This is a genomic window from Amycolatopsis panacis (assembly GCF_003600245.1).
In the GTDB taxonomy this organism is placed as follows: domain Bacteria; phylum Actinomycetota; class Actinomycetes; order Mycobacteriales; family Pseudonocardiaceae; genus Amycolatopsis; species Amycolatopsis sulphurea.
On record NZ_QZFV01000081.1, the window covers coordinates 38399 to 57990 of the forward strand.

The 19592-nt window shown below is 70.5% G+C and carries 20 protein-coding genes; 12 read left to right on the plus strand and 8 right to left on the minus strand.

The window, feature by feature from the left end; all coding sequences use genetic code 11:
- Positions 1–331: 331 nt before the first annotated feature.
- Positions 332–1054 carry an IclR family transcriptional regulator gene (locus tag D5S19_RS15030; protein WP_233573927.1) on the minus strand — a complete coding sequence of 241 codons (723 nt, stop codon included), beginning with the start codon at positions 1052–1054 and terminating at the stop codon, positions 332–334.
- 106 nt (positions 1055–1160) lie between these two features.
- On the opposite strand from D5S19_RS15030, the gene D5S19_RS15035 reads away from it, so the two are divergent.
- The 9 genes from D5S19_RS15035 (at position 1161) to fahA (ending at position 9879) form a co-directional block, all read left to right on the plus strand.
- The gene (locus D5S19_RS15035) at positions 1161–1595 is read left to right on the plus strand and encodes a nuclear transport factor 2 family protein (protein ID WP_120023960.1); all 435 of its coding nucleotides are present in this window, start codon (positions 1161–1163) and stop codon (positions 1593–1595) included.
- Between the two features lie 24 nt (positions 1596–1619).
- Positions 1620–2444, plus strand: coding sequence for an SDR family NAD(P)-dependent oxidoreductase (locus D5S19_RS15040; RefSeq protein ID WP_120023961.1), 825 nt, complete (start codon positions 1620–1622; stop codon positions 2442–2444).
- Positions 2437–3231 carry an SDR family NAD(P)-dependent oxidoreductase gene (locus D5S19_RS15045; protein WP_120023962.1) on the plus strand — a complete coding sequence of 265 codons (795 nt, stop codon included), beginning with the start codon at positions 2437–2439 and terminating at the stop codon, positions 3229–3231. Before D5S19_RS15040 ends, D5S19_RS15045 begins: the two co-directional genes overlap by 8 nt.
- Complete coding sequence (locus tag D5S19_RS15050; protein WP_120023963.1) at positions 3228–4664, plus strand: FAD-dependent oxidoreductase; 1437 nt, start codon at positions 3228–3230, stop codon at positions 4662–4664. Before D5S19_RS15045 ends, D5S19_RS15050 begins: the two co-directional genes overlap by 4 nt.
- Positions 4665–4673: 9 nt before the next feature.
- Positions 4674–5993, plus strand: coding sequence for an MFS transporter (locus D5S19_RS15055; protein WP_120023964.1), 1320 nt, complete (start codon positions 4674–4676; stop codon positions 5991–5993).
- Between the two features lie 43 nt (positions 5994–6036).
- The gene (locus D5S19_RS15060) at positions 6037–6570 is read left to right on the plus strand and encodes a MarR family winged helix-turn-helix transcriptional regulator (protein ID WP_120023965.1); all 534 of its coding nucleotides are present in this window, start codon (positions 6037–6039) and stop codon (positions 6568–6570) included.
- A 113-nt stretch (positions 6571–6683) separates the two neighbouring features.
- Positions 6684–7883: a homogentisate 1,2-dioxygenase gene (locus D5S19_RS15065; RefSeq protein WP_120023966.1), complete on the plus strand. Its 1200-nt coding sequence runs from the start codon at positions 6684–6686 to the stop codon at positions 7881–7883.
- Positions 7880–8716 (plus strand): hypothetical protein, encoded by an 837-nt coding sequence (locus D5S19_RS15070; RefSeq protein WP_120023967.1) that lies wholly within the window; start codon positions 7880–7882, stop codon positions 8714–8716. Before D5S19_RS15065 ends, D5S19_RS15070 begins: the two co-directional genes overlap by 4 nt.
- Complete coding sequence (gene fahA, locus D5S19_RS15075; protein ID WP_120023968.1) at positions 8713–9879, plus strand: fumarylacetoacetase; 1167 nt, start codon at positions 8713–8715, stop codon at positions 9877–9879. Before D5S19_RS15070 ends, fahA begins: the two co-directional genes overlap by 4 nt.
- Positions 9880–9942: 63 nt before the next feature.
- On the opposite strand, the gene D5S19_RS15080 is transcribed toward fahA, so the two are convergent.
- Complete coding sequence (locus D5S19_RS15080; RefSeq protein WP_120023969.1) at positions 9943–10569, minus strand: CoA transferase subunit B; 627 nt, start codon at positions 10567–10569, stop codon at positions 9943–9945.
- Positions 10566–11276, minus strand: coding sequence for a CoA transferase subunit A (locus D5S19_RS15085; protein WP_120023970.1), 711 nt, complete (start codon positions 11274–11276; stop codon positions 10566–10568). Before D5S19_RS15085 ends, D5S19_RS15080 begins: the two co-directional genes overlap by 4 nt.
- 170 nt (positions 11277–11446) lie before the next feature.
- On the opposite strand from D5S19_RS15085, the gene D5S19_RS15090 reads away from it, so the two are divergent.
- Entirely contained in the window at positions 11447–12238 is a 792-nt protein-coding gene (locus tag D5S19_RS15090) for an IclR family transcriptional regulator (RefSeq protein ID WP_120023971.1), read from the plus strand.
- 277 nt (positions 12239–12515) lie between these two features.
- Here D5S19_RS15090 and D5S19_RS15100 read toward each other — a convergent pair whose 3' ends face one another.
- The 3 genes from D5S19_RS15100 to D5S19_RS15110 all read right to left on the minus strand — a co-directional run bounded on the left by D5S19_RS15100 (position 12516) and on the right by D5S19_RS15110 (position 15066).
- On the minus strand, positions 12516–12887 hold the full coding sequence (locus D5S19_RS15100; RefSeq protein ID WP_120023973.1) for a winged helix-turn-helix transcriptional regulator: 372 nt from the start codon (positions 12885–12887) through the stop codon (positions 12516–12518).
- A gap of 120 nt (positions 12888–13007) precedes the next feature.
- On the minus strand, positions 13008–14210 hold the full coding sequence (locus tag D5S19_RS15105) for an LCP family protein (protein WP_120023974.1): 1203 nt from the start codon (positions 14208–14210) through the stop codon (positions 13008–13010).
- A gap of 169 nt (positions 14211–14379) precedes the next feature.
- Positions 14380–15066, minus strand: a complete 687-nt coding sequence (locus D5S19_RS15110; protein WP_120023991.1) for an SDR family NAD(P)-dependent oxidoreductase — start codon at positions 15064–15066, stop codon at positions 14380–14382.
- A 385-nt stretch (positions 15067–15451) separates the two neighbouring features.
- On the opposite strand from D5S19_RS15110, the gene D5S19_RS15115 reads away from it, so the two are divergent.
- Together D5S19_RS15115 and D5S19_RS15120 are read left to right on the plus strand one after the other, a co-directional pair.
- On the plus strand, positions 15452–16069 hold the full coding sequence (locus tag D5S19_RS15115) for a TetR/AcrR family transcriptional regulator (RefSeq protein ID WP_120023975.1): 618 nt from the start codon (positions 15452–15454) through the stop codon (positions 16067–16069).
- Between the two features lie 42 nt (positions 16070–16111).
- Positions 16112–17662: an MDR family MFS transporter gene (locus tag D5S19_RS15120; RefSeq protein ID WP_233573929.1), complete on the plus strand. Its 1551-nt coding sequence runs from the start codon at positions 16112–16114 to the stop codon at positions 17660–17662.
- 132 nt (positions 17663–17794) lie between these two features.
- Here the strand turns inward: D5S19_RS15120 and D5S19_RS15125 are convergent, their stop codons facing one another.
- On the minus strand, positions 17795–18067 hold the full coding sequence (locus D5S19_RS15125) for a WhiB family transcriptional regulator (protein WP_098514173.1): 273 nt from the start codon (positions 18065–18067) through the stop codon (positions 17795–17797).
- A 589-nt stretch (positions 18068–18656) separates the two neighbouring features.
- On the minus strand, positions 18657–19517 hold the full coding sequence (locus tag D5S19_RS15135) for a LysR substrate-binding domain-containing protein (RefSeq protein WP_120023977.1): 861 nt from the start codon (positions 19515–19517) through the stop codon (positions 18657–18659).
- Between the last annotated feature and the right edge of the window lie 75 nt (positions 19518–19592).

Below are 19592 nucleotides of genomic sequence, written 5' to 3' on the forward strand. Positions count from 1 at the left end.
AGTCTGTGAAGGGACCCTTCACGGCATCCGGGTCTAGGGCGTCGGCAAAGTCGGTGTGGAGGGCCCTGCGCAGCTGCGGAGGGCTGTGAAGGGCCCCTTCACGGACTCTGAGTCCGTCAGGGGCACCCTCACGGACCCGAAACCGGTCGGGCAGCCACGGCTCTCTCTGCTGATCACGGGTCCGCGACCAACTTTGCCGGGACCCTGGACTCTGAGGCTGTGAAGGGTCCCTTCACAGCCCCGGCGCCGGGCGAGGGGGGCGGCGGGGGTGACCGGGTGCGGGGGCTCCAGCGTCCACTTCGGACGGAGGGGCGGTCAGATCTGCACGAACTCACCTGAGCAATGCGCCCAGCCGTCCCGCGGCGGCGACCACGAGCGCGCCGAGCCGGTCGGCGTCCGCGGCCTCGAACAGGGACAGCCCGATGCTCCTCGCCGCCGTGTCGCGCCCGGCGGGGATCACCGCGGAGATTCCCGTGATGCCCGGGGCGATCTCGCCCGTGGACACGGCGTAACCGCGCGTGCGGGCGCGGGTGACCTCCTCGCGTTCGCCGGGCTGCGGGGGTTCGGCGGCGAGCATCGCCAGACCGGCCGAGCCGCGGTGGATCGGGTCCAGCTGGCCGCTGCGGAACGACACGTGCATGCGCGCCTGCCGCGGCTCCACGATCATCAGCATCCGCACCTGCGCGGCGTCCTCGCGCACGACCAGGTGTGCGGTCGCGCCGCCGGCGTCGGAAAGTTCCTCCAGCACCGGCCGGGCGAGGGTGCGGAGATCCTGTTCGACCGGCTCGGCGAGGCGCACGAGACCGGTGCCGAGCGAGATTCGCTTGAATCGGTCGCGCCGGCAGAGATGGTGCGCCTCCAGGGTGCGCACCAGCCGGTGCGCGACCGTGCGGTGCACCCCGATGCCTTCGGCAATCTCGGTGAGCGTGAGCCCGCGCGGATGGTCCACCAGCAGCTCCAGCACTTGAAGCCCATGATGCAGTGTCTTCGACTGCGAGGGCCCGGACGGCGCCGACGCGGGGCTCCCGGACGCGGCTTCCGCGGTTTCGGACACGGCACTCCCTTGACGATTGCTCGGCGCGAGACCTACTGTTCGTTCATATCGCACGGTGCGTGCGAATATAGCACACTCAGCGGAACGGGACAACGGAGGTTCCGGCATGGCGGACAGTCCCCGCGACGCGGTCCCGGCCGCGGATGTACTCGCCGTGCACCAGCTCTATGGACGGCAGAGCCACGCCATCGACTCCGGTCGCGCGGCCGAGTGGGCCGCCACCTTCACCGCGGACGGGCGGTTCCGCTCGCCCAGCTACCCGGAGCCGGCGATCGGCACCGCGGAGCTGACCGCGTTCGCCGAGCGGTTCCACGCCGGCTGCGAAGAATCCGGGGAACGGCTGCGACACGTCGTGTCCACAGTGGAAGTCCGAACCGGACAGTCCGTAGAAACCCTGCGCGCGCGGGCTTATCTGCAGATCGTGGGCACCACCTCCGGCGGCGAGCCCCGGCTGCATCGGATCACCGTGCTGGAAGACGAGCTGGCTCGCACCGCGGACGGCTGGCGGGTCCGCCGCCGCACTGTGCACCGCGATGGCTGAGCCTGAAGAAGAACAAGGAGCCCCATGAGCAATCCCGAACCGACCGGCCCCGGCCGTGTGCAGCACCAGCCGATGACCGCGCAGTACCCGGAACTTCCGGGCAAGGTAGCGGTGATCACCGGTGCGGCCCGCGGGATGGGCGCGCGGTTCGCCGCCGGCCTCGCCACCCGTGGGGTGCACGTCGTGGCCGGCGATCTGGACACCGCCGCGATGACCGCCACCGCGGACGAACTGAACACCGCGCTGGCCGGGGAACCGGGTGCCGGCCGGATTAAAGCGTCCACAGTGGACGTAACGCGGGCCGAGGAGCACACCGCGCTGGCACAGCGCGCGATGGCGGAGTTCGGCAGGCTCGACTTCTGGGTCAACAACGCCGGGATCTTCCCGTTCGCCGAGGTCCCGGACATCACCCCGGAACAGATCCGGGCCACGCTTTCGGTCAACGTCGAAGGAGTCCTTTTTGGAGCGCAGGCCGCCGCCGCGCGGATGCAGCCGGGCAGCGCGATCGTCAACATGGCTTCGGTCTCGGCGGTCCGGGTGCGGAAGGGGCGCGCGGCGTATTGCAGTTCCAAAGCCGCCGTCGCGCATCTCACCGAATCGCTCGCCGTGGAGCTGGGCGACCAGGGCATCCGGGTCAACGCGATCGCGCCGGGCTACATCGACACCGAGATGACGCGCTGGATCCAGGATGACGCCCCAGCGCTGGCGAAGGCACTCGACGCAGTGCCGCTGCACCGGATCGGGTCACCCGAAGAAGTGTTCGGCGCGCTGCTGTTCCTGCTCTCCGACAGTGCCCGCTACGTCACCGGTCACAGCCTCGCCGTCGACGGTGGTTCCCGGCATGTCTGACGCAACCGAGACCGTGCGCTATCCCGACGTCGTGCTGATCACCGGCGCGGCGAACGGGATGGGCCGCGGACACGCGCTCGCCCTCGGCCGGCGCGGGGTGCACGTGTGCGTCGCCGACCTCGCCGGCGCCGACGCGGTGGCCGACGAGATCGTCGGGGCGGGCGGACAGGCCACCGCATATCGGCTTGACGTCACGGACCCAGCACAGTGGACGGACGTGACCGGCCGGATCCGTTCGGCGCACGGCGGATTGGGCGGGCTGGTCAACAACGCCGGGATCTCGCGGCGGCTGGAGTTCCCGGACACCACCCCGGAGATCTGGGATCAGGTGCTGGCGGTGAACCTGTCCGGGCCGTTCCACGGGATGCGCGCGGCAGCCCCGCTGATACGGGACTCCGGCGGCGGTTCGATCGTGAACATCTCGTCGATCTCCGGCCAGATCGGCTACTTCTCCCCCGCCTACTCGGCGAGCAAATGGGGACTGACCGGACTGTCCAAATCGGCCGCCGGCAATTTCGCGAGCTGGGGAATCCGGGTCAACTCGGTGCATCCCGGGCTGGTGGACACCGGACTGCTCGCCGGGGCCGACTCGTTCGTCACCGCCGCGCTCGGCAGTGTCCCGTTCGGACGGATGGGCACCCCGGAGGAGATCACCGACGTGGTGCTGTTCCTCCTGTCGGACCGCTCGGGCTACCTGACCGGAAGCGAGATCACGGCGGACGGCGGGCTCGTCTCCAACGGGCTGTACCACCGGATCCTCGCCGAAGCGGGAGGTGAGCTGGGATGAGTGCGGAGAACCAGGTCGACGTCCTCGTGCTCGGCGGAGGCGGCGCAGGGCTGGCCGCGGCGGTGTCCGCGGCCGAACACGGTGCTTCGGTGCTGCTGTTCGAATCGGAACGGGAACTCGGTGGCTCCACCCTGCTGTCCGCGGGCATGCTCACCGCCGCGGGCACCAGCGTGCAGGCCGCGCTCGGCGTCCAGGACTCCCCGGACCGGTTTCTCCAGCACTACCTCGACCTCAACCACTGGCAGCTGAAACCCGGTCTGATCAAAGCGTTCTGCACCGAAGCCGGGGCCGCGGTGGAATGGCTGATCGGGCTCGGTGTGGACATTCCGGCGAAGCTGTCGCACGACGCGCACACGCCGGGCTTGACTCGGGCCGGGGTCGAGGACGTCTGGCGCGGGCATGTGCCGAAGGATCAGGGCTACGGGCTGGTGCAGGTGCTCGACCGGGCGCGGCGGCAGGCCGGGGCCGAGGCGGTGCTGAACACCCGAGTGGAACGGCTGCTGGTCGAGCACGGCCGCGTGGCCGGTGTGGTCGCCGACGGCATCGAGGTCCGCGCGGGCGCGGTCGTCGTGTGCACCGGCGGGTTCTCGCAGGACCCGGCGCTGCGCAGCCAGTACTACCCGGACGCGGACGCTGCGGGAGAAGACCTCTTCGTCGTCGCCGCACCGGGTTCGCGCGGCGACCACTTCGCCTTCGGCACGCAGGTTGGTGCATCGATCACCGGTCACGGCCGGGGCCTGCTGCTGCCTACCGCGTACTTCCAGCGCCTGCACCACTGGCAGTCGGGATTCCCGCCACGGTCACGGATCCTGGTGAACTCCCACGGCCGCCGGTTCATGGACGAGGACGCCTCCTACGCCGTGTCAAGCGGGATCATCTCCGCCCAGGACGGTCCTGTGTGGATGGTCTTCGACGACCGCGCGCGCCGCGACCTGCCACCCGGTTACGCGCACTGGAGCGCCGGGCACGTTCAGTCCGAAGCGGACGCCGGACGCACCCTGCGCGCGGACTCGCTGACTGAACTGGCCGGCAAGATGGCCGTGCCCGAGTCCACGCTTCAGGCCACTGTGGACCGATGGAACCGGGAACTTCCGCGCGGTGGCGCGGATACCGAGTTCCTCCGGCACGAGACGCTGGCCGCCAAGGGCGTCGCCGAGCCGCCCGCCGAAATCGCCACCGCGCCGTTCTACGCGGCACGCACGCTGCCCGCCGAGCTGGTCTGTACGCACGCCGGGCTGGAAATCGACGCTGGTGCCGCCGTGCTGGACGCACGCGGCAACCGGGTACCCGGGCTGTTCGCCGCCGGTGAGGCCGGTGCCGGGGTGCTGGGCCTCCGTTATGTGGGCGGCGGCAACGCCGTCGCGAACGCCGTCACCATGGGCCGGATCGCCGGCCGCGCCGCCGCGGGCCACGCCCGCCCTTCTCCCGCCTGAGGAATCCCCATGACCGTCCCCGCTTCCACCACCACAGCCGCGGATTCGCCGCTGGCGCGCCGCACCGTCCGCAAGGTCGGGCTGCGCGTGATGCCGCTGATCGGCCTGCTGTACGTGTTCAACTACATGGACCGGGCCAACATCGGCTACGCGCAGCTCGGCATGGCGACCGAGCTGGGCATCACCGCCGCCACCTTCGGCGTCGCGTCGGCGATCTTCTTCCTCGCCTACGTGGTGTTCGAGGTCCCGAGCAACATGATCATGAAGAAGGTCGGCGCCCGGCTGTGGCTCGGCCGGATCGCGATCAGCTGGGGCATCGTGACCGTGCTGACCGGATTCGTGGCCAGCGTGACGCACCTGATCATCGCGCGGATCCTGCTCGGCGTGGCCGAGGCCGGGCTGTTTCCCGGGCTGCTGCTGTACCTGACGTTCTGGTTCCGCGGCCGGGAGCGCGGCCGCGCGATCGCCACGCTCGCCCTCGCCCAGCCGATCGCATTGATCCTGGGCAGCCTGTTCGGCGGCTGGATCCTCGACCACGTGCATTGGTTCGGGATGAGCAGCTGGCAGTGGGTGTTCATCCTGCAGGGCGCACCGGCGGTACTGCTCGGCGTCGCCACTTTCCTGTGGCTGCCGAACAAACCCGCCGACGCCAAGTTCCTCACCCGCGAGGAGAGCAGCTGGCTGCAGGAGGAGATCGACAAGGAGTACCAGCCCGAGGAGAAGGAGACGTTCCTCGGCCAGCTGCGCGCCGCGCGCAACGGCAAGGTGCTGCACCTGGCCATCTCGAACCTGTTCATCGCGTGCGGTCTGTACGGGCTCACGTTCTTCCTGCCGCTCATCGTCAAACAGCTGGATCCCAAGTACTCGGCCACGAACATCGGGCTACTGGGCGCGATTCCGTACGTGGTGGGCGCGGTCGGCATGCTGCTGCTGGCCCGTAACTCCGACCGGACCGGCGAACGCAAGGGTCACGTGATCACGCTGGTGCTGGTGGCCGCGCTGGGCTTCTTCGGGGCGATCCAGTTCAAGTCGGTGCCCGCCCTGTCGCTGATCAGCCTTTCGCTGGCGGCGATCGGGGTGCTCGGCTACCTCGCGCCGTACTGGGCGATGGCCTCGCGGGTGCTGTCGAAGGAGCACACCGCGGTCGGGCTGGCCGCGATCAACTCGATCGCCGCGCTGGGCGGGTTCTTCGGGCCTTACGCGATCGGGCTGGCGGCCACCGACACCGACGTCACGATCGGGCTGTACTTCCCGATCGGCTGCCTGATCCTGTCCGCGGTGCTGCTGGCGTTCCTGAAGGTGCCGCGCGAAGCCGGGATCCGCAAGTAGTTTCGATATTGACTACCAGGTCGGCGCAACTAGAGTGCTCGGCATGACCGAACCCGCCCCGGATCCCGACGCGCTCGACTTCTGGTCGTTCATCGCGCTGGCCAACCGCAGGCTGTCCGGGGAGTTCGGGTTCCGCCACGGCCTGGCCACCCAGGTGCTGCTGACCCTGAACCGGGCCTCGGACCTGGTCACCTATGACCTGGAAGCGGCCGTGCACCGCCCGCGCGGCCGCTCCTGGTCGGCGTTCCGACTGCTGTTCGTGGCCTGGCTGGCCGGGCCACTGGAACCCTCGGCCGCGGCCCGGCTCACCGGAATGAGCCGCGCCGCGGTCTCGAACCTGGCCAAGACCCTCGTCAGCGACGGGCTGCTGGCCCGCACCCCGGCCGAACGCGACGGCCGGTCGGTCCGGCTCTCGCTGACCGAGGCCGGGCGGGCCGAGATGCTGGAAGTGTTCGCCGCGCAGAACGAACGCGAGGCGGGCTGGGTCGAGGTGCTCACCGAGGCCGAGCAGCGCGTGCTCGTGCTGCTGCTGGACAAGCTGATCTCCGGCCGGGCCGGCTTCGCCACCCGTCGCTGACCCCTTCCGTACCCTCCGCCGGTGGGTTACGCTGGCAGAAAACTAGTACACACTTTAACTACATTCCTCGCACTGATCAGTGCCAGAGAACACTCGCCCGAGGAGGCGACCCGATGGCCTACTACCGCAGCGTGGGCAGCGTCCCGCCGAAACGGCACACCCAGCACCGCACCCCGGACGGCGGGCTTTATTCCGAGGAGCTGATGGGCGAGGAGGGCTTCTCGTCGGATTCGTCGCTGCTCTACCACCGGGGCGTGCCCTCGGCGATCGTCGACGCGACCGCATGGGAGCTGCCGGACCAGACACTCACCGAGAACCGCCCGCTCAAGCCACGGCACCTGAAGCTGCACTCGCTGTTCGCGAGCCAGGACTGGAAGAGCGCCGACGTGGTCACCGGGCGCAGGCTGGTGCTGGGCAACGGCGACGTCCGTATCTCCTACGCCGTGGCCGGCGAGGCCTCGCCCCTGTACCGCAACGCCATCGGCGACGAATGCGTGTACGTCGAGTCCGGCGAGGCGACCGTGGAGACCGTCTTCGGCGCGCTGTCCGCCCGAGCCGGCGACTACGTGCTGCTCCCCCGCGCCACCACGCACCGCTGGCTGCCGACCGGTGAAGAACCCTTGCGTGCGTACGTGATCGAGGCGAACTCGCACATCGCGCCGCCGAAGCGATACCTGTCCCGCTACGGCCAGTTGCTGGAGAACGCGCCGTACTGCGAACGCGATCTGCACGGCCCATCCGAACCTCTGCTGGCCGAGGGCACCGACGTCGAGGTGCTGATGAAGCATCGCGGCTCAGAGGGCGTGACCGGAACCCGGTACGTGTACCCGACGCATCCGTTCGATGTGGTCGGCTGGGACGGGCATCTGTACCCGTACACCTTCAACGTCTCGGATTTCGAGCCGATCACCGGGCGGGTGCACCAGCCGCCGCCGGTGCACCAGGTCTTCGAGGGCACCAACTTCGTGATCTGCAACTTCGTCCCGCGCAAGGTCGACTATCACCCGCTCGCGGTGCCGGTGCCGTATTACCACTCCAATGTGGACTCCGACGAGGTGATGTTCTACTGCGGCGGGAATTACGAGGCACGCAAGGGTTCCGGCATCGAGCAGGGCTCGATCAGCCTGCACCCGGGCGGGCACAGCCACGGCCCGCAGCCGGGCGCGGTGGAACGCTCGCTCGGCGCGGAGTTCTTCGACGAGCTGGCCGTGATGATCGACACCTTCCGCCCGCTCTCGCTCGGCGAAGGCGGGGTCGCCAGTGAAGATTCCGGCTACGCCTGGACCTGGGCCGGGCGAGGACCGCTCTCGTGAGCCGCGCCGTACCGGCGCTGACCCGGGGCCTGTTCGACGACGCGGCGATCTTCCCGCCCGGGCTGGCCCCGCTGCCGGAGGCGGTCGCCGCGCACGATCGTCACGCAGGCGCGTGGTATGCCGAGATGGTCGGCCCGCTGGTGGTCTCCGCGGCAGCGTTGGACGACCTCGGTCCGGTCCTCATCGGACGGACGACACCGCTGCCGATCGTGGTCACCTTGCCCGCCGGTCCGGACGGGATCCCCGGCGCGCTCGCGAAAGCCGCCGAACTGCCGGTCACCGTCACGGCCCTGGAGGTCGCCGTTCCGCCGGGCTTCGACGTGTCCACGCTCCGGTCCGCTGTGGACAATTGCTCGGTGCCCGTCGCGGTGGAGATCCCGCGGGACGACCGGAGAATCCCGTTCCTGCAAGCACTTTCCGGCACGCCGCACCGCGCGAAGTTCCGCACCGGCGGCACGTCCGCGGAGTACTACCCGGACGAAGCGGAACTCGCCTCGGCCGTCCGGGAAGCAGCGAAGGCAGGCGTCGCGTTCAAGGCGACCGCGGGCCTGCACTACGCGATTCGCAACACCGATGCGGAGACCGGCTTCGAGCAGCACGGCTTCCTGAACCTGTTGCTCGCCACCGAAGCCGTGGCCCGCACCGCCCCGGAGGAAGAGGTCGTCGCACTGCTCGCCGAGCGCGACGGAAAGGCGATCGCCACGCGGATCCGCCGGCTGGCCCCGGATCGGCTGGCGCTCGCCCGGGAACGGTTCACCTCGTTCGGTACCTGCAGCATCACCGACCCCCTGACCGACCTCACCGACCTCGGCTTGATCGGAGTCCCTGCATGAACCTGCCCCCCGATTCCCTCTTCGGCCCCGAAAACCTGCCCTACGGCGTGTTCTCCCCGGCCGGTGGTGCCCCGCGGGTCGGCGTCCGCATCGGTGATCAGGTCCTCGACCTCTCCGTGGCACTGGGCGACGAAGTGTTCGCCGCGCCGGCGCTGAATGCGTTCATGGCGCAGGGCCACGACCGCTGGGTCGAAGTGCGGCGGCGGATCCAGGACCTCGTGGCCGGCGAACCGCCCGCCGCGGCCCTGCACCCGGTCGGCGAGGTCACCCTGCACCTGCCCTTCGAGGTGGCCGACTACGTCGACTTCTACGCCTCGGAACACCATGCGTCGAACGTCGGGCGGCTGTTCCGTCCGGACGCGGAACCGTTGCTGCCCAACTGGAAACACCTCCCGGTCGGCTACCACGGCCGGGCCGGCACGATCTACGTTTCGGGCACCGACGTGGTACGCCCATGCGGCCAGCGGAAAGGCCCGGACGGGCCGGTGTTCGGCCCGAGCACCCGGCTGGACATCGAGGCAGAGCTGGGTTTCGTGGTCGGCGCCGGAACTCCGGCGAACAGCCCCATCTCGCCGGACGAGTTCCCGCGCCACGTGTTCGGCGCGGTCCTGCTCAACGACTGGTCCGCCCGTGACATCCAGGCTTGGGAGTACGTCCCGCTCGGCCCGAACCTCGGCAAGAGCTTCGCCACGTCCGTCTCGCCGTGGGTGGTGCCGATCCTGGCCCTCGACGGGGCGCGGATCCCGCTGCCCGGCCAGACCGATCCGGTGCCGCTGCCCTACCTGGCCGAGAGCCGGCCGTGGGGGCTGGACATCGAGGTGACCGTGCGGTGGAACGGCCAGGAGGTCGCGCGCCCGCCGTTTCGGGAGATGTACTGGTCACCGGCGCAGATGCTCGCGCACCTCACGGTGAACGGCGCGCCGGCCCGCACCGGTGACCTGTACGGCTCCGGCACCATCTCCGGCCCGGAACCGGCCGAACGCGGCTCGTTCCTGGAATTGTCCTGGGGCGGCCGCGATCCCCTCACCGTGAACGGCGAATCCCGCACGTTCCTGGAAGACGGCGACGAGGTCGTCTTCGAAGGCGTCGCCACCACCGCCTCCGGCGCCAAGCTCGGCTTCGGCGAACTCCGCGGCCGCGTCCTGCCCGCGCGGCACGCCTAAAAGGCTGTGAAGGGACCCTTCACGGACTTTGAGGCCGTGAAGGGACCCTTCACAGCTTTCGGGTCAGGCGATAGGGGCGCCGGTCTTCGAGCGGACCTCGTCGGCGGTGACGCCGGGGGCGGTCTCGACGAGACGGAGGCCGTCTTCGGTGATGTCGAGGACGGCGAGGTCGGTGATGATCCGGTTCACCACGCCGATGCCGGTGAGCGGCAGGGTGCACTTCTCCACGATCTTCGGGCTGCCGTCGCGGGCGACGTGATCGGTGAGCACCACGACCCGGCGGGCGCCGACGACCAGGTCCATCGCCCCGCCCATGCCCTTGACCAGGGCACCCGGCACGGTCCAGTTGGCCAGATCGCCGTTCGCCCCGACCTGCAGCGCGCCCAGCAGGGCCAGATCGATGTGCCCGCCCCGGATCATCGCGAACGATTCGGCGGAGTCGAAGAAACTGCCGCCCGTCGCCAGCGTCACCGTCTGCTTGCCCGCGTTGACCAGGTCGGGGTCCTCCTCGCCGGCCCACGGAAAGGGACCGAGACCGAGGATGCCGTTCTCGCTGTGCAAGGTGACCTGCAGCCCGTCCGGCAGGTGGTTGGCCACCTGCGTCGGGATGCCGATGCCGAGGTTCACGTAGTCACCGTCGCGCAGTTCGCGGGCGCCGATCGCGGCCATGTCGTCCCGGGTCCAGCTCATGCCTGCGCCCCTTCCCGCTCGCGCACCGTGCGCTTCTCGATCGGCTTCTTCCTCGGGGTGGCTTCGATCAGCCGCTTCACATACACCCCGGGCGTGACGACCACTTCCGGGTCGAGGTAGCCGTCCAGCAGGACTTCGGCCTCCACCGCGGTGACCCGGCCGCAGGTGGCCACGAGCGGGTTGAAGTTGCGGGCGGCGTAGCGGTACACGAGGTTCCCGGCGCGGTCGGCGGTGTGCGCGTGCACCAGCGCGAGATCGGCGACGATGCCCCGCTCCTGCACGTAGGTCACGCCGTCGAACTCGGCGTGCGGCTTGCCTTCGGCGATCGGGGTGCCCACGCCGGCCCGGGTGTAGAAGGCGGGGATGCCCGCGCCACCGGCCCGCAGCCGCTCCGACAGCGTGCCCTGCGGGGCGAACTCGACCTCGACCGTGCCGTCCAGGTACTGCTGAGCGAAAAGCTTGTTCTCCCCCACATACGAGGCCACGACCCGGCGGACCTGGCGGCTCTCCAGCAGGATGCCGAGGCCGATCCCGTCGACGCCCATGTTGTTCGAGACGATGGTCAGCTCGCGGACGCCCGAGTCCCGGACCGCCTCGATCAGGTCGAACGGGTTCCCGGTGAGGCCGAAACCTCCCACGGCGATGGTCATCCCGTCGGTCAGCGTCCCGTCGAGCGCCTCCGCGGCAGCGCGGTACTTCACCGGCACGGCATCCGCTCCTTTCGTTCGTGGCATTTTCGTTCGTTGAATGGTCGGCAACGCGATACCACATGGTAGGCGGGAAAGCCGTCAATGTCATGGCGGGAACTCCCGGCAAAGCTCTCGCACACCGAACACTCCCGCTACCGACGTTCACTCAGTGGACGTATCCTCGGGGCATGACCCCGGCTCCTCCGGACCACGTCGTCGGCCGCGTCTCGGCGGTGCTGCGCGCGCTGTCCACCCGGCGCGACGGCGCTTCGACCTCGGATCTCGCACGCTCGTGCGGGCTGGCCCGACCGACCGTGCACCGGCTGCTGTCCGCGCTGGCCGAGGAGGGCTACGTGGACCGCGACCGGCACACCGGCCGCTGGCACCTCGGCCCGGAGCTGTACCTGCTGGGCGAAGCGGCCGCGCCGCGCTACGACGTGACCCAGCAGGCCCGCGCGAGCGTGCACCGGCTGGCCGCCGCCACCGGGGAGAGCGCCTTCTTCTCCGCCCGCCGCGGCGACGAGACCATCTGCCTGCTGCGCGAGGACGGCGACTTCCCGATCCGGTCCTTCGTGCTCTACGAGGGCGCGCGGTTCCCGCTCGGCGTGGTCTCGGCCGGCCTGGTCGTGCTGGCCATGCTGCCCGACCGCGAGGCCGAGGCCTATCTGTCCACAGTGGACCTGGCCGCGGAATGGGGCCCGGCGCACCGCACGGCCGAGATCCGCGCCCGGCTGGCCCGCACCCGCCAGGACGGCTACTCGACGAACCCGGGCCTGGTCGTGGAGGGCAGCTGGGGCATGGCCGCCGCGGTGTTCACCCCGTCCGGCGAACCGGGGTGGGCGCTGTCGCTGACCGGCGTGGAATCCCGGTTCCGCCCGGACCGCCGCCCGGAACTCGGCGCGCTGCTGCTGAAAGAGGCCCATAGCCTGACGAATCTGCTCCGAACCGGACGTACCCGGCCGGCGATCGCGCTAGGTTGACGATCATGGTCAAGCACCTGCGTTCGATGGCCCGTGCCCTCCGGCTGGATTCTGGTCCGCGCCGCGCTCTGCGTGCTGTCCGTGCGGCTGATGGCCCGCTGCCGGCTCCCGCACTGCCGAGAGGTAAGGGCTGTGAAGGGTCCCTTCACGGACTCTGAGGCTGTGAAGGGTCCCTTCACAGCCTTGCCCGACGCGGTGACCGGGAGCCAGCGGGCGGCTGCGGTGCGCCTCGTCCGCGCCCGGCTCGGCTGAACCCTGCTCGCGGAACCCGGCCGGTTCAGGCGGAAGCCGGGGTGTTCTCCGCGTCGAAGGCGGCGCGGGCCGCGGTGACCTGGTCCATGTGGTGGCGCGCCCAGCGGTCCAGCATGTCGAGGGGTTCGGCGAGGTCCCGGCCGAGTGGGGTCAGCTCGTACTCCACCTTCGGCGGGATCACCGGGTACGCGGTGCGCACCAGGATGCCGTCGCGGACCAGGCTGCGCAGGGTCTGCGTCAGCACCTTCTGCGAAATGCCCTCCACTCGCTTGCCGACCTGCGTGAAGCGCAGCGGCCCCGCGCGCAGGGCGCCCACGATCAGCACCGTCCACTGATCCCCGATCCGGTCGAGCAGCTGACGGGTCGGGCAGTCCCGGTCGTACGGATTTCCCAGCACGGCGGCCTCCTCACTCTCCCTTGGAGAGTAACAGTCCGCAGATACCGCAGGAGACTGCGATGCCGGCGCGGGAATTTCCACCGACCCCGCGCCGACTCAGCGGGTCACCGACCGAACGCCTCAGTTCACACAGCCCGTGCCGGCCGTGGCCTTCGGCTGCTGCGGGGTCGACGAGGAGGACGGTGGCGGGCTCTTCGTCTCCGCGATCGGGCGCACCCCGCCGGAGGTCGCGCCGGTCCCGCCCGAGGCGGTCACCCCCGGTGTGCCGAGCTGCTGCTGCACGAACTTCTTGACCTGCGACGGGTCCACCTTGACCGCGTCGCCGTCGGACGGGGTGGCCAGCGACAGGCTCTGCACCGGGATGGTGGCGAACGCGATCGACCCCGTGCTGAGGCCGTGCAGCTGGCGGGCGAAGCTCAGCAGGTCCCAGCCGTGGTCGAGCACCACCGAACCCTGCAGCGCGTCGACCAGCGAGGACAGCCGGGCCGGATCGGTGAACGTGCCGGAGCCGAGCACGTTCTTCGCCATCCCGGCCAGGAACGCCTGCTGGCGCGCGATGCGGTCAAGGTCGCCGTTGGGCAGCCCGTGCCGCTGGCGCACGAAGGCGAGCGCCTGCGCGCCGCTGAGGGTCTGCTGCCCGGCGGGGAAATCCGCCCCGGAGTAGGTGTCGTGGACCGGCGCGTTGAGGCACACCTGCACCCCGCCGACGGCCTGGCTCAGCGCGGCGAAGCCGGCGAGATTGACCGCGGCGTAGTGGTTGATGGTGAGCCCGGTCAGCTTCTCCACCGTGCCGATCGCGGACTTCGCGCCCGCCGCGTCCGCCGCCATCTCCAGCTGCGGCCCGCTCTGCCCGCTCGCCGCCAGCTGCCCGCGAGCCGCCGCGCGCGCCCGGCTGTAGGCGGAATTGATCTTGTGCCGGCCGAATCCCGGAACGTCCACATAGGAATCCCGGGGGATGGAGATCGCGGTGGCCGCGGCCCCGCCCGCGGGCACGTGCACCACGATCATCGTGTCGGTGGTGTTCCCGCCGTCGTCACCGCCGCCCGCGTGCAGGCTGTCGAGCAGGTTCTGCGGGAGCGGCAGCCCGTTCGCGCCGGTGCGCGAATCGAGGCCGACCAGCAGGATGTTCTGCGCGACCGGCAGCGGCGCGCCCGCATCGCCCGCCAGCTGCCCGGACGGCGAGATGACGTCGGCGGTCACCAGTCCCTCGTCGAGCCGCTGCAGCTGCGCCCACGCGTATCCGGTGACCCCCACCACCAACGCCGACACCACCCCCAGCGCGACTCGGCCGCCGATCCGACGGCTCCGGGCGGTGCGCAGCACGACTGTTCCCCTCGTTTGTCCGGTGGACCTGACCGGCCCTCTTTCGAGGATCACCGCGTTAGCTGGGAAAACCCTGAGAAACCTGTCTCAAAGACGTGATGGGAGCCCATTCGGCCGAACGCATTCCCGCGCTCCGCGACAGCCGGTGCCGCCGCGGACACGAGGAGTCCTAGCGGGGTAACCGGCGCCACACCGCCCGCGGCACGAAGCGCAGCACGGCGAACACCGGGCGCAACACCGCCGGCACCCAGACCACCCCGCGACGACGGCGCAACGCAGTCACCGTGGCGTCCGCGACCTGACCCGGGGTACTGGAGAACGGCGCGGGCGACATCCCCTCGGTCATCCGGCCGACCACGAACCCGGGCCGCACGAGCAGCAGGTGCACCCCGGAGCCGTGCAACGCGTCGGCCAGCCCGCAGGCGAACCCGTCGAGCCCCGCCTTCGCCGAGCCGTACACGTAATTCGCCCGCCGCACCCGGATCCCGGCGACCGACGAGAACACCACCACACTGCCGGAACCCTGCGCCCGCAACAGTTCCGCCGTGTGGGTGAGCACGGAGACCTGGGCGACATAATCGGTGTGCACGATCGCGGCGGCGTGCGCGGCATCGGTCTCGGCCCGCGCCTGATCACCGAGCACCCCGAAGGCCAGCACCACGATCTCCAGCGGCCCGTGCGCGGCCACGACCCGCTCCAGCAGCCCGCGATGTGACCCGAGATCGTCCGCGTCGAAGTCCTCGACCAGCACGCTCTCCGCCCCGGCGGCCCGCAACCGCGCCACCGGATCGGACAGATCGGTCCCCGGCCGTGCGGCCAGCACGAACCGGCGCCCTCCGGAGCCGACCCGCGGCAGACCGGTGGCGTGGTCCGGCGGTTCGGCGTCGGACCACGAATTTTCGGACCGGGCGGGCTCAGCGCCGCTGCCCGGCGACCCGCCGCTCGGCCGGTCGCCGCCGCTTCCCCGCGACTCGGCACCCCGGCCACCGTGCTGTGCCGACCCGGTACCGCGACCCGGCCGGCCACCGTCTCCCGCATCCCGCGGCCCCCCGCCCGTGGCCGCCGCCTCGCGAGCCAGGCGGACCGCGATCGCGGTTCCGATTTCACTGCGTCCGCCGAGTATCAGCACCGTTGCACTCACGGTCGGTGAGTCTGCCAGCCGGGTACGGCCGCGTTACGAGTGGTTCGCTTCACACTCTGCAAGTTTGCAGATCATGCAAGATCAGCGTTAGCCTGGCCGTATGTCCTCCTCCGACGCCACCCCCGGACTGCGCGAGCGCAAGAAGCGCGAGACCCACCGCCTCCTCGCCGCCACCGCGATCCGGCTGATCGACGAACGTGGTCTGGACCAGGTAACGGTGGACGACATCGCCGCCGAGGCCGGGGTCTCCACCCGTACCTTCTTCAACTACTTCGCGTCCAAAGAGGACTCGGTACTGATCCCGCACGCGGATCGGGAGCAGCACAATCGGCAGGTACTGGAGCGGTTCGACGCGCAGCCCGCCGAGCTGGGGTCGTTCCCCGCGATGCTCGCGGCGATCCGGCCGGTGCTGGCGGAGATCGACGAGAATCCGCAGGAATGGCTGGCCCGGTTGCGCATCGTCATGGCCGATCCCGGGCTCGCCCTGCGCGCGCTGACCCTCGATCAGGAGTCGAACGCCCCGCTCGTGGCGGCGATCGCCCGGCGCAGCGGGACCGACCCGGCGACCGACGTGTTCCCGACCCTGGTGCTCTCGCTGGTGAGCAGCACCCTCGACGCGACCTTCCGGCTCTGGTCCGCCATGGACGGAGCCCGTACCTCGGCGGGCCTGTTCGACGAGGCGGCGGCGCTGGCCATCAGCCTCACCGACCCCGCATGACCAACCCCGCATGACCGATCCGAAGACTCCGAAAGGACAGTGATGACCGTTTCCCAGGACCGGCCGCCCAGCCCGGCTGAGATGAGCCGCGGCCAGGTGCGGCAGGCGATGTCCGGGCTGATGATGGGCATCTTCGTGGCCATCCTGGCCTCCACCGTGGTGGCCAACGCGCTGCCGCGGATCATCTCCGAACTCGGGGGCTCGCAGGCCTCCTACACCTGGGTGGTGACCACCGAGCTGCTGGCGATGACCGCCACCGTCCCGCTGTGGGGCAAGCTCGCCGATCTCTACAACAAGAAACTGCTGATCCAGATCTCGCTCGGGCTGTTCCTGGTCGGCTCGCTGATCGCCGGGCTGGCCCCGAACATCGAGCTGCTCATCGGCAGCCGGATCGTGCAGGGCATCGGCGGCGGCGGGCTGACCGCGCTCGCCCAGGTGATCATGGCGGCCATGGTCTCGCCCCGTGAGCTGGGCAGGTTCTCCGGCGTGTTCGGCGCGGTGTTCGCGGTGGGCACGGTGGCCGGGCCGCTGATCGGCGGCTTCATGGTGGACACCTCCTGGCTCGGCTGGCGCTGGTGCTTCTTCATCGGGGTGCCCTTCACCCTCGCCGCGATCCTGTTGCTGCAGCGCACTCTGCGGCTGCCGACCGTGCGCCGAGAGGCGAAGGTGGACTACCTCGGCGCGTTTCTGATCATGGCCGGCGTCTCCACCCTGCTGGTCTGGTCCTCGCTCGCGGGCAAGCAGTTCGCCTGGGGTTCCTGGCAGACCGCGGTACTGGTGACCGCCGGGCTGCTGGTGCTCGCGCTCGCGGTGTGGGTCGAATCCCGGGTCTCCGAGCCGGTGGTCCCGCTGAGCCTGTTCCGCAAGCGCACCGTCACCCTGACCACCCTCGCCAGTTTCCTGGTCGGGCTGGCGATGTTCGGCGGCACCGTGTTCCTGTCCCAGTACTTCCAGCTCTCCCTCGGCAAATCGCCCACGGTGGCCGGGCTGATGAGCCTGCCGATGATCTTCGGGCTGCTGGTGTCCTCGACGGTGTCCGGGCAGCTCATCAGCCGCACCGGGCGGTGGAAGTCGTTCCTGGTGGCCGGCGGGGCGCTGATGACCGGCGGCCTGGCGCTGCTCGGGCTGATCGACGCGCACACCAGCGTGCTCGCGGTGAGCGTGTACATGTTCGTCCTCGGCGTCGGGATCGGGCTGCTGAACCAGAATCTGCTGCTGGTGGCGCAGAACGACGTGCCAGCCGCGGATCTGGGCGCGGCGACCTCGACAGTGTCGTTCTTCCGCAGCCTCGGCGGATCGATCGGGGTGAGCGCGCTCGGCGCGGTGCTGGCCAACCGGGTCAGCTCGCTGATCACCCGCGATCTCGGCCCGGTCGCGGCCGCCGGTGGCGGCGACAAGGTGCCCGACCTGGCCACCGTGCCCGCTCCGGTCGCGACGGTGATCCGCGAGGCCTACGGCGTGGCGACCAGCGATGTGTTCCTGATTTGCGCACCGGCCGCGGTGCTGGTGATCCTCACCGTGGTGTTCCTGCGGAATATGCCGCTGAACAACCGCAGCGCGATGGAGCGGCTGGCCGACGAGACCGCCGGCTGAGCGACCGCACAAAAAACGTCCGGGCGGCAACCGTGTGGTTGCCGCCCGGACGCGTACCGGGGCCGGATGCGGATCCGTTTCCGGGGAAAGAGGCTCTCGCCTTCGCCGCCGGGAGTGGTCACCGGCCGGGGGTCAGGCGGCTCGATGTCCGGCGGGCGCGCCCGCGGTGGTGCGGACCAGCTTTCGCCGCTCCAGCTCGGTGGTTCCCCCGAAGACGCCGTTGCTCAGGCCGTTGTCGAGGGCGTAGGAAAGGCACGCCTGGCGGACCGGGCAGCGCGCGCACACGGCCTTCGCCTGGGCGACCTGCCGGGCACCGGGGCCCACGTCGGAAATCGGGAAGAACAGTTCCGGATCCTCGTCCTGGCACGCCGCGCGGGCGAGCCAGCCGGTGGTCGTCAGTTCCATTGTCGCGTTTCACCTCCTGTCTTCATTGTCGGAACACGGTCAATCGAGTTCTCCGGGCGCACGACGAAAACCGCTTCGCGTGGCACTCGGTGGCTTTCGGCCGAACCCGCCCCGGCGACCGGGGCGGCGTGGCGACCGACTGTCCAAGTTACCACCACTGCCCGCCGGCGCGGGGATTTTCGATCCAGGTCACACCTGCGGGGGACCGGACTGCCCGATACGCACCTCCGCACAGGGCAGCCAGGGCAGCACGCACCGCGCCGTGACCCGCTCGTTACATCCCGGGGGTTCCCACCACACCTGTTTCAGCGGGTCCGGTCCGGGAGGGTGCGCGTGGCAGGCTTCGACTTCCGTGCCGCCTACCCACGGCTGGTCGCTTTCCTGTGCCTGGCCGGGTTTTCGCCCGGCCCCGCTCGCGAAGCGGCGGTGGATGCGTTCGCCCGGACGGCCGGAGACGATCCCCGGGCCGCGCGCCTTGCGGCCCGCCCGTGCGTCACCGTCCGAAAGGGACACTGCGGACCGCCGAGCGGGCTCGCGTTGAGGGCTGTGAAGGGTCCCTTCACGGACTCTGAGTCCGTGAAGGGACCCTTCACAGCCTTGCCACTCCGTCGCCGAGGCGGTCGGTGACGAACTCCGCCAGCGCGGCCACCGGGCCTTCGGCCGGGTCGCGGGAGAGCAGGATGAAGTCGACCTCGCCCGGATCGGGCAGGCCGAGGCTCGCGGGCAGCTCGGTGAGATCGGGCGGGACGAGGCTGCGGGCGTGCACGGTGACGCCGAGGCCGGCGGCGGCCGCGGCGCGCAGGCCGGTCAGGCTGGAGGTGAGGCAGGCGGCCCGCCAGTCCAGACCGGCGCGTTCCAGCGTCTCCACGGCCAGCCTGCGGGTCACCGACGGCATCGGATACTGCACCAGCGGCACCGGCTGGCCGGGCACGAGCGTGGTGGCCGCGGAGCCGATCCACACCAGCGGTTCCCGGCGCAGGCGCCGGCCGGGGCCGGGCGCACCCGTCCGGCGCTTGCCCAGCACCAGGTCCAGCCGTCCCTCGGCGAGCCGCTGCGCGAGCACGTCGGACAGCTCCACGTGCAGCTCCACGTCCACCAGCGGATGACTCCGCCGCAGCCGGCGCAGGATCTCCGGCAGCTCGCCGAGCGCGAAATCCTCGGACACGCCGAACCGGACCCGGCCGCGCACCTGCGTCCCGCGGAAGTGCCGGGCCGCGCGCTCCTCAGTGTCCACAATGGTCTGGGCGAAGCCGAGCATCGCCTGTCCCCGCGCGGTCAGCTCGACCGTGTGCGTGTCCCGGGCGAACAGCTGCCCGCCCGCTTCGTCCTCCAGCCGCCGGACGTGCTGGCTCACCGTGGGCTGGCCCACCCCCAGCCGCCGGGCGGCCGCGGTGAAGCTACGGGTCTCCGCGACCGCGAGGAAGGAACGGCACAGGCGAGGGTCCAGCACGCACCCATCTTATCGTGATTCGTGATGTCAGTCAGTACGGTCATCGGGGTTCCGAATGACCGGGTGCCACCGGAG

What these genes read in the sequence shown, in the direction of transcription:
- D5S19_RS15035 (WP_120023960.1), top strand. Translation starts at nt 1,161, where the DNA reads ATGGCGGACAGTCCCCGCGACGCGGTCCCGGCCGCGGATGTACTCGCC.
- D5S19_RS15040 (WP_120023961.1), top strand. Translation starts at nt 1,620, where the DNA reads ATGAGCAATCCCGAACCGACCGGCCCCGGCCGTGTGCAGCACCAGCCG.
- D5S19_RS15045 (WP_120023962.1), top strand. Translation starts at nt 2,437, where the DNA reads ATGTCTGACGCAACCGAGACCGTGCGCTATCCCGACGTCGTGCTGATC.
- D5S19_RS15050 (WP_120023963.1), top strand. Translation starts at nt 3,228, where the DNA reads ATGAGTGCGGAGAACCAGGTCGACGTCCTCGTGCTCGGCGGAGGCGGC.
- D5S19_RS15055 (WP_120023964.1), top strand. Translation starts at nt 4,674, where the DNA reads ATGACCGTCCCCGCTTCCACCACCACAGCCGCGGATTCGCCGCTGGCG.
- D5S19_RS15060 (WP_120023965.1), top strand. Translation starts at nt 6,037, where the DNA reads ATGACCGAACCCGCCCCGGATCCCGACGCGCTCGACTTCTGGTCGTTC.
- D5S19_RS15065 (WP_120023966.1), top strand. Translation starts at nt 6,684, where the DNA reads ATGGCCTACTACCGCAGCGTGGGCAGCGTCCCGCCGAAACGGCACACC.
- fahA (WP_120023968.1), top strand. Translation starts at nt 8,713, where the DNA reads ATGAACCTGCCCCCCGATTCCCTCTTCGGCCCCGAAAACCTGCCCTAC.
- D5S19_RS15080 (WP_120023969.1), bottom strand. Translation starts at nt 10,569, where the DNA reads ATGAGCTGGACCCGGGACGACATGGCCGCGATCGGCGCCCGCGAACTG.
- D5S19_RS15090 (WP_120023971.1), top strand. Translation starts at nt 11,447, where the DNA reads ATGACCCCGGCTCCTCCGGACCACGTCGTCGGCCGCGTCTCGGCGGTG.
- D5S19_RS15115 (WP_120023975.1), top strand. Translation starts at nt 15,452, where the DNA reads ATGTCCTCCTCCGACGCCACCCCCGGACTGCGCGAGCGCAAGAAGCGC.
- D5S19_RS15120 (WP_233573929.1), top strand. Translation starts at nt 16,112, where the DNA reads ATGACCGTTTCCCAGGACCGGCCGCCCAGCCCGGCTGAGATGAGCCGC.
- D5S19_RS15125 (WP_098514173.1), bottom strand. Translation starts at nt 18,067, where the DNA reads ATGGAACTGACGACCACCGGCTGGCTCGCCCGCGCGGCGTGCCAGGAC.